Source organism: Pseudoalteromonas sp. NZS127 (genome assembly GCF_015864805.1).
Lineage (GTDB): Bacteria > Pseudomonadota > Gammaproteobacteria > Enterobacterales > Alteromonadaceae > Pseudoalteromonas > Pseudoalteromonas nigrifaciens.
The window spans coordinates 32742-49748 of record NZ_JADYWN010000018.1 but is presented as its reverse complement, the minus strand read 5'-3'; the positions used below and the strand labels follow the sequence as shown (position 1 = coordinate 49748).

The 17007-nt window shown below is 40.6% G+C and carries 15 protein-coding genes; 8 read left to right on the top strand and 7 right to left on the bottom strand.

What is annotated here, in order from left to right; translation table 11 throughout:
- Positions 1-235 precede the first annotated feature (235 nt).
- A complete protein-coding gene (locus I6E78_RS14815) occupies positions 236-1603 on the bottom strand; it encodes an MFS transporter (RefSeq protein WP_089367729.1) in 1368 nt (455 codons plus the stop codon).
- Positions 1604-1970: 367 nt separating this feature from the next.
- Positions 1971-3338: an MBL fold metallo-hydrolase RNA specificity domain-containing protein gene (locus I6E78_RS14810; RefSeq protein WP_370446737.1), complete on the bottom strand. Its 1368-nt coding sequence runs from the start codon at positions 3336-3338 to the stop codon at positions 1971-1973.
- A gap of 361 nt (positions 3339-3699) precedes the next feature.
- Between I6E78_RS14810 and I6E78_RS14805 the strand changes: the two genes are divergently transcribed.
- Entirely contained in the window at positions 3700-4866 is a 1167-nt protein-coding gene (locus I6E78_RS14805; protein ID WP_011327154.1) for a nucleotide sugar dehydrogenase, read from the top strand.
- 233 nt (positions 4867-5099) lie between these two features.
- On the opposite strand, the gene I6E78_RS14800 is transcribed toward I6E78_RS14805, so the two are convergent.
- On the bottom strand, positions 5100-6026 hold the full coding sequence (locus tag I6E78_RS14800; RefSeq protein ID WP_182684086.1) for a manganese-dependent inorganic pyrophosphatase: 927 nt from the start codon (positions 6024-6026) through the stop codon (positions 5100-5102).
- A gap of 119 nt (positions 6027-6145) precedes the next feature.
- On the opposite strand from I6E78_RS14800, the gene I6E78_RS14795 reads away from it, so the two are divergent.
- Complete coding sequence (locus I6E78_RS14795; protein ID WP_197182800.1) at positions 6146-6652, top strand: hypothetical protein; 507 nt, start codon at positions 6146-6148, stop codon at positions 6650-6652.
- Positions 6653-6677: 25 nt separating this feature from the next.
- The gene (gene mutM, locus I6E78_RS14790) at positions 6678-7487 is read left to right on the top strand and encodes a bifunctional DNA-formamidopyrimidine glycosylase/DNA-(apurinic or apyrimidinic site) lyase (protein WP_197182799.1); all 810 of its coding nucleotides are present in this window, start codon (positions 6678-6680) and stop codon (positions 7485-7487) included.
- A gap of 127 nt (positions 7488-7614) precedes the next feature.
- Here mutM and I6E78_RS14785 read toward each other — a convergent pair whose 3' ends face one another.
- From I6E78_RS14785 to I6E78_RS14770, 4 genes are all read right to left on the bottom strand, one after another.
- Entirely contained in the window at positions 7615-8115 is a 501-nt protein-coding gene (locus I6E78_RS14785) for a DUF3299 domain-containing protein (protein ID WP_011327159.1), read from the bottom strand.
- Positions 8116-8126: 11 nt separating this feature from the next.
- Positions 8127-9374, bottom strand: a complete 1248-nt coding sequence (locus I6E78_RS14780) for an ABC transporter permease (protein ID WP_192532536.1) — start codon at positions 9372-9374, stop codon at positions 8127-8129.
- On the bottom strand, positions 9371-10057 hold the full coding sequence (locus tag I6E78_RS14775) for an ABC transporter ATP-binding protein (protein WP_197182798.1): 687 nt from the start codon (positions 10055-10057) through the stop codon (positions 9371-9373). Before I6E78_RS14775 ends, I6E78_RS14780 begins: the two co-directional genes overlap by 4 nt.
- A gap of 220 nt (positions 10058-10277) precedes the next feature.
- On the bottom strand, positions 10278-11312 hold the full coding sequence (locus I6E78_RS14770) for a CDP-glycerol glycerophosphotransferase family protein (RefSeq protein WP_197182810.1): 1035 nt from the start codon (positions 11310-11312) through the stop codon (positions 10278-10280).
- 219 nt (positions 11313-11531) lie between these two features.
- Between I6E78_RS14770 and I6E78_RS14765 the strand changes: the two genes are divergently transcribed.
- The 5 genes from I6E78_RS14765 to I6E78_RS14745 all read left to right on the top strand — a co-directional run bounded on the left by I6E78_RS14765 (position 11532) and on the right by I6E78_RS14745 (position 16981).
- Positions 11532-12635 (top strand): phosphoribosylaminoimidazolesuccinocarboxamide synthase, encoded by a 1104-nt coding sequence (locus tag I6E78_RS14765; RefSeq protein ID WP_197182797.1) that lies wholly within the window; start codon positions 11532-11534, stop codon positions 12633-12635.
- 121 nt (positions 12636-12756) lie between these two features.
- Positions 12757-13434: a methylamine utilization protein gene (locus tag I6E78_RS14760; protein ID WP_089367737.1), complete on the top strand. Its 678-nt coding sequence runs from the start codon at positions 12757-12759 to the stop codon at positions 13432-13434.
- Positions 13427-15742: a bifunctional diguanylate cyclase/phosphodiesterase gene (locus I6E78_RS14755; protein ID WP_197182796.1), complete on the top strand. Its 2316-nt coding sequence runs from the start codon at positions 13427-13429 to the stop codon at positions 15740-15742. Before I6E78_RS14760 ends, I6E78_RS14755 begins: the two co-directional genes overlap by 8 nt.
- Positions 15729-16562 carry a DUF3034 family protein gene (locus tag I6E78_RS14750; protein WP_197182795.1) on the top strand — a complete coding sequence of 278 codons (834 nt, stop codon included), beginning with the start codon at positions 15729-15731 and terminating at the stop codon, positions 16560-16562. Before I6E78_RS14755 ends, I6E78_RS14750 begins: the two co-directional genes overlap by 14 nt.
- A complete protein-coding gene (locus tag I6E78_RS14745) occupies positions 16562-16981 on the top strand; it encodes a group I truncated hemoglobin (protein WP_197182794.1) in 420 nt (139 codons plus the stop codon). The genes I6E78_RS14750 and I6E78_RS14745 overlap by 1 nt, the downstream gene beginning before the upstream one ends.
- The last annotated feature ends 26 nt before the right edge of the window (positions 16982-17007 follow it).

The window sequence follows — 17007 nt, the reverse complement described above, 5'->3', positions numbered from 1 at the left end:
GATTATTTAAAGCAAGGTGATTTATAATCAAGCTTCTGATTTTATGTAACTTAATTATAAAAAAGGGCCAATTCTGTCCCCTGTTTGAAATGTGACTAATAAAGAGTGCTAAAACAGACGCACGAATAAATAAACCTAAAAGCACACTATTTAACGGTATTTGCGGCATTCTCGTTCTATAACGTGAAGCGTAATTTAGTATTTATACATACTTTAAATTATTTTTAAACACAATTTAAGCTCGACCACGCAGTGCAGAAATACAGCTTGCTAGAATTACAAATCCTAAAGACATTTTAAACGCCAATGAAATGGTACTCATTAATGCGGGGCTATTTTGCGCTGAAAAAGTACTGTCTCCAAGGTAATACTGCACAATTAAGTTGATTAAGCTCATACCAAATAAATTACCAATCGTGCGTGACAAATTCATTGAAGAAGATGCGACACCTAGCTCGCTTTTATCTACTGCGCCCATAATGGCATTGTTATTTGGGGTCGAAAATAAGCCAAAGCCAATGCCCAATAATAGCAGTGAGCCGCTAATATAAGTTGTGCTTGAGTTCACCGTTAGTAGAGAAAGTAGAAAAAAGCCAATCATAACAATGATACAGCCTAATGTGGCAAGTAAGCGTGGTTGTATTTTATCGGCAAATTTACCTGCCAGTGGCGCCATGATAGCCATTGAAACCGCTTGGAGTAACACTATTTTCCCAGCATGTGCGGGGCTTAATCCTTTAATGTATTGCAAATACAAACTTAACAAAAAGGCCAGTGAAAAGTTACTGGCATACATTAAAAATGACGTAGACAGTGAGAGGCTAAATACACGGCTTTCTAAAAACATTTGTACCCTAATGAGTGGCCGCCGGCTGCGACTTTGATGAACAATAAATAACATCAAAAAGGTGATTGAAAGTAATGTTAAAAGCCAGCCTGACATACGTGGTAAATCACTTAACCCTAATACTAAGCACAGTGCGAAAAGCGAGAAGATAACGGTGCCCCACCAGTCAAACGGTGATTTTTTATCGTTTTTCCACTCACCCTGTAAAAACAATTTAATGGTAATGAGCAGCATAAGTACCAGTGGGATCTGCGAGTAAAACACGGCGCGCCATCCCCACATTTCAGTAAGCCAACCACCCATTGCCGGGGCAGCACTGAGCCCTATATACACACATGCCGCAGAGGTGCCCAGTGCCATCCCTCGTTTATTATCAGGTGTGACAGAGGTTATGATGGCAACGCCGATACCAAAAATCATGGCGCCTGCGGCTCCTTGTATAAAGCGCCAAAAAAGCACCCACTCAATCGATGTTGCCAGCGCACACATAAGCGAGGCCAGCGCATTTAAGGCTAAACCAGAAGCATATACGCGTTTGCGGCCATAGTTGTCTGCTATTTTTCCGCACGGTAGCATAAACATGACGCTACTGAGTAAATACAAGGTGGGCATCCACGCGATCATTTTCGCGCTCGCATTTAAATCTTCAGCGAGATTTGGGATCGCTATGTTAACGCCTGCCATGCCAAGTGGCCCTATGATAGAGCCGCTACAAACGATAATAAGTGCAATGGTAGTCGAGGGAAGTTTAAACAAGAAGAGTCCTTTTATTTACTAGTCTTAAAAATGATACGTGTAGATATTTGCTTGTAAAGGCTTTGATGTCGTTGAGAGCGAAGCAATGACTTTAGGTCAGTATAATTGCGTGATTCCCCCAAACAGGTGATTATTTACCAGGTTGGCATACTTGCATCTGGCTCAGAGTATCATTCCAGAGAAAGCGACAGCGCTTATATGTGCTACGCATTATGACTAAAAAAGGGAGGAAGATCTTTATGATTTGAAAATTAAAATGTTCAATATTAAATGCTGTTTAATAAAAGTTTTCATTGTGGATAATTGAACGAAATGGCAGCTTTACACACTGTGTACTAAGACTTCATTTACCTATGGTTAATTTTTATTATTTAGCGATTTCCACGAATGTTTTTTCTCCTAAAATTTCGCGATATTTATTTGCGAGCGCATTTTTCGCATCATCATCGCCATGCACTATTTTTATATGGTTGGGCTTTTTACGCATGCCGGTTACAAATTTTATTAACCCATTTTGATCTGCGTGGGCGCTGTAGCCGCTTATAGTGTGTACTTTGGCGTTTATGATAATGCGAGTGTCGTTTACAAATACATAGCCGTTACGAGGGCCATAGGTTTGTATATCATGCCCTAATGTGCCGCGTCCTTGATAGCCTACAAACAGTATGTCGGTGGTTTTGTCACTTAAAAAACGCGCTAGGTAATTTACAATGCGCCCGCCGGTGCACATGCCGCTGGCGGCTAAAATAATGGCGGGGGTTTGGCGAGTGGCTAAGTAGTTAATAATGGCCACATGCTCTTTATGAGTGTCGATTGTGGTTAGGTTTTTAAAGTCGAGCGGGTGGCGGCCTTTGGCAACTTTGCGTTTGGCTTCAGCGTCCCATAAATGTTTAAAATTTCTGTACTGCTCAGTAAAATTTGCCGCCATGGGGGAGTCTAGTATTACGTGTATGCTGTGCCATGGTGAGTTTTTAGGTGCGCTGTGAATTAACTGCTCTAGTTCGTAAAGTAGCTCTTGAGTTCGACCTATACTAAACGCGGGCACGAGTACTACGCCGTTATCGGCAACCGCACCTTCGATTACTTTTTTTAATGTTTGAGTACGCTCTTTACGCCCTTGATGGTTTTTATCGCCATAGGTCGATTCAATGACTAGAGTGTCGGCTTTATACGGCGGCTTAGGTGTGGGTAATAGGGGAGTATAGGGCGCGCCTAGATCGCCAGAAAACACCACGCGATGCGTACTTTTACCTTGTGTGTTGTTAGGAGTGGTTTTAGTGCTTTTGTTCTCAAGAATGTCAATTTCAACATAGGCTGAACCTAAAATGTGCCCGGCTCGCTGAAACCGTGCTTTGGCTGTTTGGGTATTTTCAGCATTATTAACGCTTGGATTGATAGGTAAGTTAAACCAGGTTTTAAAATCAACCGCAACAATACGCTTGGCTAACAAGCTTAAACAGGCAGCAATTATTTTAGGATCGCGTGTTACCCCTACTTTTAATGCATCCTCTATCACCAGTGGTAATAAACTGGCCGACGCTTTAGTGGTGTAAATAGGCCCTTTAAATCCCGCAGCCAATAAATACGGTATGCGCCCCACATGATCAATATGGCAATGAGTAACAATTAATGCCGTAACATTAGTTATATCAAACCCAATAGCTAAATCAGTTTTTGAATCCTCCCCCTGAAATAGTCCACAATCAATGAGTATTGATGTGCTGTTATTTATCACTAGTTCATGGCACGAACCGGTAACGCCATTAACAGCCCCATGATGCAGTATTTTCATTGTTCGTCCATTTTCATTGTTCGTCCTTGTATGCTTAAAAAGGGCGGTGATCTACTTTTAGCCGTAACTTTCAATTAAAGATGAAAGCAGCTTTTAAGTGTTTTAACGTATTGTTTGTAACAGCTTAGTTTTAATTAGTTTAAATGCAAGGGTAGGTAATGGGTTGCGATTAGTTTTCAGTTAGAAATAAAAATAAGGGCAGAGTGTGTTGCTAGTGTGTTTTTTGCACTTTTCAATTTGCCTATAATTTAGCCTTAACTATACTTTTAGCTGATATAGAATATTTTAAATATTAGGGATGAATATGAAGGTAACAGTTGTAGGTACTGGTTATGTTGGTTTGTCGAACGCCATGTTACTAGCCCAGCATAACGAGGTTATAGCACTTGATATAGATGAGCAAAAAATAGCCCTTTTAAATAATAAGCAATCGCCGATAGTCGATTTTCATATAAGTGAATATTTACAACGAGATGATATAAGTTTTACTGCAACAACTAATAAAAGCATGGCGTACTGTAACGCTGACTTTATTATTATAGCGACCCCTACCGATTACGATACCCACACTCATAATTTTAATACCAGCTCTGTTGAGGCCGTGATAAACGACGCTTTGGCTTATAATCCTCACGCGGTAATAATTGTTAAATCGACAGTGCCAGTGCGTTTTACGCAGCGGATGAAAGCGCAGCTGGGCGTAGACAATATTATATTTTCTCCTGAATTTTTACGTGAAGGTAAGGCGCTTTACGATAACCTACACCCATCACGCATTGTGGTTGGTGAGCAAAGTGAGCGTGCTGCTGTATTTGCTAATTTACTTAAGCAAGGGGCGATTAAACAAGATATAGCAGTGTTGTTTACTGAGTCGACCGAAGCTGAAGCCATTAAATTATTTTCAAATACCTATCTTGCAATGCGGGTCGCATATTTTAACGAACTTGATACGTATGCCGAAGCGCATGGATTAAATAGTAAACAAATTATACAAGGGGTTGGACTTGACCCTCGCATTGGTAATCATTATAACAATCCATCGTTTGGCTATGGTGGCTATTGTTTGCCAAAAGATACCAAGCAGTTATTAGCAAATTATAAAGACATACCCAACAATATGATTTGCGCTATTGTTGATGCCAATACCACACGTAAAAATTTTATAGCGGATTCAATTATTAAACGAAATCCTAAAGTCGTTGGAATTTACAGGCTCGTTATGAAAACGGGATCTGATAACTTTAGAGCGTCTGCTATTCAAGGGATCATGAAGCGAATTGCAGCCAGTAATGTGCAAATGGTGGTGTATGAGCCAGAGCTTAAAGAAGATGTTTTTTATAACTCTCGCGTTATTAGAAACTTAAATGAATTTAAACAAATATCTGATGTAGTTGTTTCTAACCGTATGGTTGAAGAGTTGAGTGATATTACAGATAAAGTATACACACGCGATTTATTTGGTAGTGATTGAAAGTAAATAGCAGATAGCAGGTAGCAAGTGGTCAGGCAGAAATAAGAGTTGAAAGAGCCAGCTAAAGGTTCAAGGGCAGTGGTCAGGTTTTAGTCATAAATAAAGAGCAGAGTAGTGTTTGATAGTGTGACTTTATAGCATTTGATTACTACGATTTTAAATAAAAACACCGCGTTTAAATAAACGCGGTGTTTTTTTGAAGTCTGATTGCTGACCTCTAGTATCTGCTTACATTATACTTTTTGAAAAGCATCTTGTAGTGGTGGTACTACTTGCTTTTTACGGCTCAGTACGCCGTCTAGCCATACTTTTCCGTCTGCTGGTTTTTCACCATAAGCTTGCTCTACTAGGTTTGCGTCGTCTGATGCAATTAGCATTTCTGAGCCTTCTTTCATGATGTCGGTAAGCAGTAAAAATACTGAGTGGCGGTTACCTTCAGTTTTAAGCTTGGCAATATCGGTCGCTAAATCAGCTTTAATATCGTCAAATACTGCAAGGTCGATCACTTCTAGCTGGCCTATACCTACTAGGTTGCCGTTCATGTTAAAGTCTTTAAAGTCGCGCATAACCAGGTCGCGTATAGGCGTGTCGGCAACTGCCGATTTAACGCGAAACATCTCCATGCCGAGCTCTTTAGGATCGTCAATACCGGCTATTTCTGCTAGCGCTTCAACACATTTAATATCGGCAGTAGTGCACGTTGGCGATTTAAAAATAACGGTGTCGCTTAAAATAGCGCACATCATAATACCGGCGATGTTTTTAGGGATTTCTACATTGTAAAAATCGTACATCATTTTAATTATGGTGTTTGAACAACCTACAGGGCGGATCCAGCACTCTAGTGGTGCTGATGAGGTTAGGTCACCAAGCTTATGGTGATCTACCACGCCGACTATGCGAGCTTGGTCTATATCATCTGGTGCTTGGGTTTTTTCTGTGTGGTCAACAATATACACATCTTCGCCGGCGTAGCTAAGCTTTAGCTCTGGCGCTTCGAAGCCAAATTTATCAAGAATAAATTGAGTTTCTGGTGAAACTTCACCAAGACGCGTTGGAATGGCTGGTTCATTAATTTGGTTTTTTAAATAAGCGAGTGCAATTGCGCCGCATATTGAATCTGAATCTGGGATTTTATGGCCCACTACATACATTGACATTGATGAAACTCCTAAAAATTTGCGCGTATTCTAACAAAGTATAGTGGATTTAACATATAGACAGTGTAATTAAGTTTTGGTTACACTTTAAACTATTGAACTAATTAGGAACATCGAGCATGCAATTAAGCCGTAAAGGTTGGAACAACGTTATTATTTTTTCGATGTTGATTATGATCTTCTTTTTAAATGGTTGGCATAAAAATATTGGTGGTAATAATAACGAGCCGGTACTGCAACCAGTGTTACCAATACAAAGTTTTGTATTAACGTTGAGTTTTGTTGATCAAAAAATTGAACGTATAGGCACAAGTTGGCGTACAACCGCATTACAAACCGATGTGCCGCTTACTTGGCAAGGTACGGAGCAGCAGCTAGGCGAACTGGTTAACTTATGGCAAAGTGCTCAGCTTATGTCGGTTCATGAATCGGTGGTGTTTAATCCTAATGCGCCACTCTCGGTAGCTACCTTTGAACTGGCGGGCGAACCATTACCTTGGGTGTATTTACTTTACAAGGGCGATGGCCAGTATTATTTACTCGAAAAAAATAGCCAGCGTGTATTTGCGCTTGATTTAGCCGTAGTTAAACAGTTGTTTCCTAGCTCAACCCCGAGCGAACAATGATCTTTATAATAAGGTGAGTGTATAAATGCCTGAATTACCAGAGGTAGAAGTAAGCCGCATGGGCATAACCCCGCATGTTTTAAACCAATTTGTTACTAAGGTAAATATTCATAATGGCAGCATGCGTTGGCCGGTGCCTGACGATGTATATCAGTTAACGGGTTTAACCGTAACGGGCGTTGAGCGCCGTGCAAAGTATTTATTATTGCATTGTGAGTTAGGCGCTACTATTTTGCATTTAGGTATGTCGGGGAATTTACGCGTAGTAAGTGCTAACGAGCCACTTAAAAAACACGATCATATAGAATTTATTTTTGCTAACGGTAAAGCGCTGCGCTTAAACGATCCGCGCCGCTTTGGTTGTTGCCTATGGCAAGCGCCGGGCTCAGTTCATAAGTTACTGGCAAAGCTTGGGCCTGAGCCGCTTACGGACGAATTTTTTGCGAAACAGGTATATCAGCAATCACGCAATAAAAAAGTGCCGGTAAAACAATTTATAATGAATAACGCTATTGTCGTAGGGGTCGGTAATATTTACGCTAACGAATCATTATTTAAAGCGGGAATAGATCCTCGCCGCGAAGCCGGTAAAGTATCACTGAAAAGTTTTGAAGCGCTTATCCCTATAATTAAAGACACGCTAGCCGCAGCAATAACCCAAGGTGGCACTACCTTAAAAGATTTTGCCCAAAGCGATGGGAAACCGGGTTACTTTGCTCAGCAACTTTTAGTGTACGGTCGCAAAGGGCAACCTTGCTTGGTGTGTAAAAGCGAATTACAAGAAGTTAGGTTAGGGCAAAGAAGTACTGTGTTTTGTGGGAAGTGTCAGAAGTGAAGGGCAGCGAATAGTACTAAAGATTCTCATCTACCCTCTTTGTGCAAAATGCTTTTAAGTGATTAATTCACAAAGAGGGTGAGATCGTGATGTGGAGGGGGAACCTTACCCGCTGAAACCTCCGGTTTTAAAGCTCAAACGGAGCTACGCCTACGGCTTTCATTGTGTAGCCTACTTGGGCTATTTCGCCTGACCATGTTTGGGTGCTAATTACACCAGTCACTACTATGGCGTCGTATAGGCTGTCGATGGGGACTCCGCCTTTAATGGTTACATGTACTATTTGATTTGGCGGCGGCGGCGGTACGTGTATGCAGGCGCCAAAATAAGGAACCAGTAAAAATTCGGTAATTACTTCACTGTCGCCTTCAAGTGGTACTACAAAGCCCGGTAGGCTTACCGATTTACCATCAAGTGCTTTTACTACAGGTGCGTTTAGATCTGGTTGAACCCAGTTTTGTTCACTGCCTTCGTGGTTAGCTTGCGCTTGGGTGTTTATTTGCATATGACCTTGTGGAATTAGGTCTTCCCAAAAAATTTCTTTGGGTGGATTTGCACTACTAACAAAGCTGGTTAGTATTAAGCTTACCAAGGCGATGTATTGAAAAGTTGTTTTTAAAAACGTCATGATTGTCCTAGTTATATTTTTATACTCATGCCATCGCTGAGTGAGTAAAAGTAAGCGCGAGTAGCGGGAATTAAACCAATAATAAATCCTGCAATCATAATAACGCCTATAAGTGTGAGTTCATAGTAAGAGAGCATGGCAATATTAATGCTAATACCAGCGTGACTTTGTAAGTAACCTGCGCCAAAAAACATCAGCGCATAAAATAATACACACCCAACTATGCAGCCGAGTAAAGTGGTAAGCAGTGACTCTATGCTAATGAGAGTAAATAATTGCCATGGCCGAGCGCCTACTGAGCGTAATATGGCAAGCTCTCTGCGGCGCTGATTAAGGTTAGCTAGGAGCGTGGTTAACATGCCAAGCAAGCTAATAATGACTACCACAACAGAAAATAGCAGCAGTATTTTTTCAACAATAGCGAGCATTTCCCATAACTCTTTTAGTGTTACTGTGGGCATAATACCCAGCAGTGCTTCTTTTTTATATTGGTTTATATTGCGCCTAATTTGCAGCGTGTAAAGTGGTGAGTTAAAGCCCATTAAAAACGCAGTAATTTGTTTTGGGTGGCCAACTAAGTTGCTATGTTCCTCGTGCTCATGTTTGTCATGCTCTGCACTATGGCCACCATGGATTAAATCGATAGCGGCCAGCGGTATATGCAGCGTTTTATCTACTGGTGTGCCGGTGGCATTTAAAATACCGACCACTTTAAACGGGTTGTCATCATGATGATGAAAACTAGTGCTGCCCATACCATGAGATATAACAATGCTGTCGCCCAGTTTATAGTTTAATTTACTCGCTACCTCACTCCCCAGTACGACTTGGTTAATCGTGTTAAATGCGTGGCCTTGCTTAAAGCTCAGTGGCTGCTTTTTGCCAAACCGATAATAATTAAAGTAATCAAGGGTGGTGCCTAATACTGCTTGGCCTTTGTGGCTGTCGCCAAGGCTTATTGGAATGCTCCACTTTACGCCGCGTTGTCCGGTTATGTATTCATAACTTTGCCAACTCACACCATTGTTAGTGTGGCCTATTCTAAATACGGACGAGAGCAGCAATTGAATATCGCCAGTGCGCGCACCGACAATTAAATCGGTGCCCGAAATAGTATTACTAAAACTGCTTTTTGCGTCTATGCGTACCCGTTCAATGCTTAGCAGTAACATGACGCTAATGGCGATGGTAAGTAAGGTTAACAGCACGCTACTACGACGGTTTAATAGGCTTTTATAGGCGAGTTTAATTAAGATCATGATGCTGCCTGCAAATTAACTAAATCGATGCTGCGATTAAAAAGTGGTTGCAAACTTTCGTCGTGGCTAACAAATACTAAAGTACTGTTGGCGTGCTTAGCTTGCTCAAACAGCAGTTTTATAAAGCTTTGACGGTTGTTGGTGTCGAGCGCCGATGTGGGCTCGTCGGCAATAATTAACTCTGGGCTGCCAATAAATGCACGCGCGGCAGCCACACGTTGTTGCTGGCCAATGCTTAATTTACCCACATCTTGATGATGTAAATGTTGCGCTAACCCTAAGGCATTAAGCAATCTTGCGGACTCTGCGGTTAAGCAGTGTGATTGCAGCAGCGCCCGTTGTTGGCGCTGCTTTGAAAACTGGCAACCCAAGCTTACGTTTTCCAGCGGCGTTAAATAGGGGAGCAAATTAAAATTTTGAAAAATATAACCAATATGATCCGCTCTAAATACATCGCGTTGAGTATTACTTAGGGTGTTTAAGTTTTTATTCAAAATACTTACCTCACCGCTGGTGGCGGTATTAATACCCGCTAATAACGACAGTAAAGTAGACTTACCACAGCCACTTGGTCCATGTAAAAACACATGCTCGCCTTGCTTAATGTTCAGCTGGTTAATATTAAGTGTGGGGCTAACTGCATTTTTATGCCATTTAAATAACAGCTTAGAAAGTGTGATCATAACAACTTAATAGTTAAACATTTATAGTTGTGATGTTAAGCGATAATAAAAGGGAAAGGAAGGAGGGGCGCGTTCAGTGGTTATATTTCAGCGGCCAGTAGGGCTGGTACTAGGCAAGTGGTTGATGCGGAAACGATAACCTAAACACTAAACTTGGTTAATTCTTACCTAAAACCTGATACCTGACAGATAAAATCTGTCCTTTAGCCTATTGTTTAATTTACCAACCCCAGTAATTTAGTTTTTTACGCATTTTAAACTGTCTGATCAGATTGAGTGGTTTGCTTTTTAGTTTTTCATTACTAAGCAGTAGTTCATTGGTTGCGGCAAGTACTCTTTCGCTTGATTTACCATCGGCATACGGATGTAACTGTTGGCAATATTCCTCAATATTATTAATTAGTTCAGCTGGATAAGTAAAAGCATGTTCTATTGCGGCTTCAACCTCTTGTGCATTGGTGATATCAAGTAAATACTTTGCGGGAGCTTTATTGCAAAAAGTCACTACAGGTTTTCGCTGTACTAAAAACATCTGCAATATAGATGACGTATCGCACAGCATTACATCAGCTGCTTGAAGTAGAGGTAATACGTTGTCAGTTTCAACGAAGGTTAAATTTTCATTGCTGAGTGCTTTGTACTTAGTGATCCACTCTGTGGGCATTTTAGGATGAAACTGCATTAAAATGCGCCATTTACCGTGTTGGCTAAATTGCTTTATTTGTTCATATAATTTAGGCGCGAGCGATAGGCGCTTAGAAAAAGTAGAGCAAATTAATAATGTGGGGCGCGTGTCGCTGCTATCTTTGTAACGGTTAGTGTCTTCGGTAATAAAAAAACGATCCAACGGCGGCCAGCCTGTTTCGGTTACTTTAAAATAACCCAGCTGCTGTTCTAATGCTTTAAATGGCCCAGTAGTATTTGGGCCTTGTGTACAATACAGATCAAAACAGCCTCTGGCTTTAAAGTGGTCATTTTCGCCTTTTTTATTTAGCTTACCGGCATCAAAACCATGAAAAACAGCAACTTTTTTACCTGGGAAAAAAGTAGGTATTAAATTAGCTGGGGCAAAAGTCGCATCGGGCGACCACTGTTTTATTGCTTTAATTGAGTTAAGTTGTATTTCATCATCGGCTAAAAAGTCAGGATTAACGTCATTACCTTCTAAAAACCAACAAACTTCACCACCGTGAGCCAAAATTTGTGCTTGTAAAGGCCTTAAAATAGCATATGAGTAATTTTGAGAAATATACATTAAATATTTTTTATTTTTGCTGACGGCTAGGTAGTCCAATTTAACTCCTTAAGATTTTTGAACAGCTCAAGTTTACTCCATTGTTACTTGCAGATAAATAAAGTCGTTATATTTGTTTAGGCGTAAGATTGAGCTTTGCAGTTGGCTGCATTATTATATGCTCTCTTTAACCCCAATTCCATACTTTGCTCTTTGAGCATGCCTAACCCCGGAGATAGCATGACTAGCTATAAAGTTTTAGACGTAAACGATGATCTACCTATTCGTACCAAAGGTGACGTACACAGTGGTAAAGTACGCTCGGTTTATTGGCTAACCGACGCAGACAGCAAACGTTTAATTAACGAAAAGGGCTATAAAGTGCCGGCCGATACTGAGCTGGCAATTATGGTTATTTCCGATAGAATTTCGGCTTTTGATTGTATTTGGCAAGGTGAAAACGGTTTAAATGGCGTGCCAGGTAAAGGCATAGCGTTAAACTCGGTGGCTGCGCATTGGTTTAAGTTATTTGATGAGGCAGGCCTTGCGGGTAATCACATTGTTGATATTCCACATCCATATGTTTGGATTGTACGTAAAGCCAGTACGGTAAAAGTAGAAGCCATTGCCCGCCAATATATTACTGGCAGCATGTGGCGCGACTACGCTAAAGGCGTACGAAACTTTTGTGGTATTAATTTACCAGAAGGTTTAACAGCTAATCAAAAGCTCGATAAAGTATTAATTACCCCCTCTACCAAAGGCATTATTACTGGCGTGGCAGATATTCCCCCAGTTGATGATGTAAATATAACGCGTAGCAATATTACTAATAACCTAAGCGTATTTAACTTTAGAACGGCAGATGATGTAGCCCAATACGAAAAGTTATTAGTGGAAGGTTTTGAGCTAATAAGTGGCGAGCTGGCTAAGCTTGGGCAAATATTTGTAGATACCAAATTTGAATTTGGCTATGTAGAAGATATAAATGGCGCAGAGCAGCTTATTTATATTGATGAAGTAGGCACGCCTGATTCATCACGTATTTGGGATGAGGCATCTTATAAAGATGGCAAGATTGTTGAAAACTCAAAGGAAGGTTTTCGTCAGCTGTTAATTAATAACGTGCCAGAGAGCGACGTACTACTTAATAAAGACCGCATGGATGAGCGTGAGCAGCTAGCTAAAGATTACATTTTACCTGAGTCAGTAATGCTTGAAGTGTCAAATACCTACGTAGGCATTGCCAGTAAAATAGTGGGCAAAGAGATTGTTATTCCTGCTGATCCGCGTCAAGAAGTAATTGCTATTTTAGATGCCGATTATGGATTAATTATAAAATAACACGACTAAAGTGCTAAAAAATGAATGCTAAAATGTTTATTTTTAGTGACTGAACTATATTTCTTGCAATTGGTGCTCGTCTCTAATTAACTGAACTTAAAATTAATATTTGAGTATGGTTATGTTTGAACGAGCATTGCAATTTTTTGCAAAAAAACGTTATTTATTCGCTTTAAGTGTGCTTTTTAGCCACGCTGCTATTAGCGCAAATATTGATTTAGTAATAAAAGATCAACACGGTATGGTATTACCCAATGCCGTTGTTGAAATAGGCCAAGCAAACACTGCTTTTAAGCCTACAAATCCAAGTGTTAAAAAGCTCCCCGTTGCGGTAATAGATCAGGTAAATAAGCAGTTTTTACCTGAGCTACTTATTGTGCAGCAAGGGCAATTAGTTAACTTTCCTAATAGCGATAATATTCGCCATAACGTGTATTCGTTTTCAAGCGCTAAATCTTTTCAATTAAAACTCTACTCAGGGCAACCCAAAGAGCCAATTATTTTTGACACTCAAGGTGTTGTGGTACTAGGCTGTAATATTCATGATTCTATGGTGGGTTATATCTATGTGGCTAAGAGTGAGCAAGTTTATAAAACCGATAAAAACGGAGTTGTAAGTTTGCCTGTTACTACGCAGCCTTTGCAAATAAGTATTTGGCATGCGTTGCAAACTGCGCCTTTAGAAAATAAAAAAATGATGAATATAGAGCCACAAGCTATTTTACCTATAACCATAAATACTTCCTCGCCAGCACCACGTAACACCTTTGGCAGTCAGTTTAAGGGCGGTAATGACTAACAATTTGCGAAACCGTATAACCATTTTATGTGTAGGCTTGGTGTTATTAACCACTGTGGTTAGTTTGCTGAGCTTTTGGTGGTCTACAAGTAAGTTTCAAGAAGAAAAAGTCAATCAAGACATAAGCGTGGCACAAAATGTTTATAAACAATATTTAAACTCGAAAGAAAACCTACTATTAACTGCCGCTAAAGTACTCACCTCCGATTTTGGCTTTAAACAAGCGGTTGCCACGCGTGACGCTGCTACTATAAGCAGTGTTTTATACAATCATAGCCAGCGTATAAATGCCGAACTAATGCTGCTGTTAGATTTGTCGGGGCTGTTAATATCAACCAATGATGATGAGGACAACTTTACCGATAATCTGCAGCCTTTAATGAGTGAGTTATTAACTACCGCGGAGCGCTCTAGTTTTGTGGTATTAAATGGCCAGCTGTATCAGGTTATTTTACTGCCAGTTAAAACCCCGCGCACCATAGCTTACAGTTTGGTGGGTTTTAAAATAACCAGTAATGTAGCTTCAGAACTTAAAAGCCTAACCGGTATGGAAGTAAGCTTTATAGCGAACGCAGATAGCTTAGTAAAAACCTCACTGGTAGCCCCTCCAGCAAACTTTCGACCAGTTGATTATTTTAATAGCAAAACGACGTCGCGATTTTTTGGTGATTATTTAGTATATAAAAATCGCGATATTGAGCTACCTGCACTACAAGCTCACCCGGTAATAATTTTGCTCAGCGCCGATTTAACCCAAAGCTATCGCGATTTTGAACAGCTATTTATTACGCTGATTATACTTGCCATACTTACTTTAATTGTTGGGGTAGTAACCAGTAGTTTATTAGCAAATAATTTAACTACACCACTGTCGCAATTGGCCGTGGTGGCTAAGCAATTTGCAAAGGGTAATTATAATTTTGAATTTAAAGGCAGCAAACAAAGCTGTGAAATAACTACCCTTATGGATGCTTTTCATCACATGGGGAGTGATATAAATAAGCGTGAACAGCAAATTAGCTACCAAGCTCGCCATGATGCGCTAACCGGATTTTATAACCGCTCGGCTATGCTAGAAATGCTAGCTAAACAATTAAATAAAAGCACTGCACACACGTTAGTAGCTATCGATATTAAAGGCCTGCGACATATAAACGATAAGTTGGGGCCACGCATTGGTGATAAGTGCTTAAAAGCGGTGGCACATCGTATTCGTGAGTTTTCAGAGGAGTTGGGTGGGTTTCATGCGCGTATTGGTGGTGATGAATTTTTAACCGTATTTCCGGCGGGGGCAGTGAGCGAATTTAAACGCGGCATTATTGCTTTAATGGCGCAGCTCCAAGCGGGTTACACCATTCAAAACTTAAAAATAAATTTACGCTTTAGTGTGGGGGTGGTGCAATATCCGCTACACGGTGAACAAGCTGAGGATCTAATTCGTCGAGTACTTATAGCAGTAGAAAGCGCAACCAGCCATCATCAAAATATTCATTACTATCAACAAGGCGAAGACGAAGCGCATTTAGAGCGCTTAGTTATGCTTGATGAGCTTAAGCAAGCTATAAGCGATGATGACGGCCAGTTATTTATGACCTATCAGCCAAAACTAAATATGAAAATACAAAAGGTTGATAAGGTTGAGTCCTTAATTCGCTGGCAACGTAAAGATGGTAGTTGGGTGTCGCCTGAGGTGTTTATTGATTTAGCCGAACAGTCGGGATTAATTGTTGAGCTCACTGCCTGGGTGGTTAATACCGTTATTGCACAAGTTGCCGCTTGGCAGCAAAAAGGCATACATTTACAAGCGGCTATCAATGTATCGGCACAAGATATTGCGTTTGCGGGGTTTCATTCGTCATTAGTACGTACTTTAAAAAAGCATAAGGTTAACCCTGCGTTGATCACCATTGAGCTCACCGAGCGCGATATGATCGAAAATGAAGAAAAAGGCATAATTGCCCTCGAAAACTTAAAAGCTATTGGGGTAAAAATATCGCTTGATGATTATGGCGTAGGGCAAACATCGTTAGGGCGTTTAAAAATGCTGCCAATTGATGAGCTTAAATTAGATAAGTGCTTTATTTTAAAGCTTGATGAGTCGCAAAAAGATCAATTTATTGTGCAGTCGAGTATTACTTTAGGGCATCAATTAGGGTTTTCGGTAGTTGCCGAAGGAGTAGAAACTGTAGGAACCTTAACATTACTTAAGCAGATGCAATGCGATCACGCACAAGGTTATTATTTAAGTCGACCATTAAAAGCTGAGCTATTAGAGCAGTGGTTAGAGGAATACGATGGCGTACATTAAGTGTTTTATGGCGGGGGTATTACTCACAGCCAGTTTTATTACTGCTGCGAGTAGCGGTAAATTATTAGCTACTCCTGGGGTGTCTCAAGTTGAGGGCGCTGGTGGCGGTGGCCTTGTTCCGTGGGCGCAACTTGCTGGGTATGCCAGTGAGGATGAGGTTTCGGTTAATGGTTTTTGTAGCCGTGCAGATGTAACCGACTATACGTTAGATGTATGTGGCGCACAGCTTAATTTGTTTAATCGCGTTGAGCTTAGCTATGCGCAGCAAGAGTTTGATGTACCCGCGCTGAGTACGCAAATAGAGCAGTCGATAACTGGTGCTAAAGTTCGTTTATATGGCGACATTGTTTACAGTAGTTGGCCACAGGTAAGTTTAGGTATACAGCATAAGTCGTTAGACGATGGCACGGTTGCAAAGCTAGTGGGTGCAGAAAGCACCAGCGGCACCGACTTTTACTTAGCGGCAAGCAAGTTACACTTAGGTGCTATTGCAGGATACAACTGGTTTTGGAACGTGACCACCCGTTACAGCAAAGCCAACCAACTAGGGTTACTGGGTTATGGCGGTAATAATACCAGCAATAAATTGTTATTTGAGGCAAGCACAGCAATATTTTTAAGCCGTGAAGTAGCGTTAGGTGTTGAGTATCGTCAAAAAACAAATAACCTAGGATTAGGCGAGCAAGATTGGAAAGATGTGTTTGTAGCTTGGATGCCAAATAAACATATGAGCGTAACCGCCGCCTACTTAGATTTAGGCAGTATAGCTGGAGCAAGCGATCAAACCGGTTGGTATTTATCGGTGACAGGATATTGGTAATGAGAATTTTTATACTATTTTTATTGGCTACAAGTGTATTAGCTGGCTGTAGCAGCAAGCCTAAACAGAGTTTGTATCAGCAAATAAATGGTAATGCCGGCATAGAAAAACTAGTGGATAGCTTTATTTATCAAATTGGTAATGACAGGCAAGTGTTTCACTATTTTGAGCACAGTAACATTACTCATTTTCGCCAAGGCTTTATAAGCCACTTATGCGCGCTAACAAACGGCCCGTGTGAGTATAAAGGCGACTCTATGGTTGCTATTCATACCGGCATGAATATTAATGAAAAAGATTTTAATCATGTAGTCGATCTGCTAATTAATGCGATGGACGAGCAAAGTATACCCCATCCGGTACAAAATAAAATAATATCGAAAATGGCGCTGTTACGGAGCAATATTATTAAAATGTAATCGAACATTGCGAAAAATGAGATGGC

Excerpts from the sequence above, each read along its gene's own strand:
- I6E78_RS14780 (WP_192532536.1), bottom strand. The coding sequence starts at position 9,374 with ATGATCTTAATTAAACTCGCCTATAAAAGCCTATTAAACCGTCGTAGT.
- I6E78_RS14755 (WP_197182796.1), top strand. The coding sequence starts at position 13,427 with ATGACTAACAATTTGCGAAACCGTATAACCATTTTATGTGTAGGCTTG.
- I6E78_RS14745 (WP_197182794.1), top strand. The coding sequence starts at position 16,562 with ATGAGAATTTTTATACTATTTTTATTGGCTACAAGTGTATTAGCTGGC.
- I6E78_RS14750 (WP_197182795.1), top strand. The coding sequence starts at position 15,729 with ATGGCGTACATTAAGTGTTTTATGGCGGGGGTATTACTCACAGCCAGT.
- I6E78_RS14760 (WP_089367737.1), top strand. The coding sequence starts at position 12,757 with ATGTTTGAACGAGCATTGCAATTTTTTGCAAAAAAACGTTATTTATTC.
- I6E78_RS14795 (WP_197182800.1), top strand. The coding sequence starts at position 6,146 with ATGCAATTAAGCCGTAAAGGTTGGAACAACGTTATTATTTTTTCGATG.
- I6E78_RS14775 (WP_197182798.1), bottom strand. The coding sequence starts at position 10,057 with ATGATCACACTTTCTAAGCTGTTATTTAAATGGCATAAAAATGCAGTT.
- I6E78_RS14805 (WP_011327154.1), top strand. The coding sequence starts at position 3,700 with ATGAAGGTAACAGTTGTAGGTACTGGTTATGTTGGTTTGTCGAACGCC.
- I6E78_RS14785 (WP_011327159.1), bottom strand. The coding sequence starts at position 8,115 with ATGACGTTTTTAAAAACAACTTTTCAATACATCGCCTTGGTAAGCTTA.
- mutM (WP_197182799.1), top strand. The coding sequence starts at position 6,678 with ATGCCTGAATTACCAGAGGTAGAAGTAAGCCGCATGGGCATAACCCCG.
- I6E78_RS14765 (WP_197182797.1), top strand. The coding sequence starts at position 11,532 with ATGACTAGCTATAAAGTTTTAGACGTAAACGATGATCTACCTATTCGT.
- I6E78_RS14770 (WP_197182810.1), bottom strand. The coding sequence starts at position 11,312 with ATGTATATTTCTCAAAATTACTCATATGCTATTTTAAGGCCTTTACAA.
- I6E78_RS14800 (WP_182684086.1), bottom strand. The coding sequence starts at position 6,026 with ATGTCAATGTATGTAGTGGGCCATAAAATCCCAGATTCAGATTCAATA.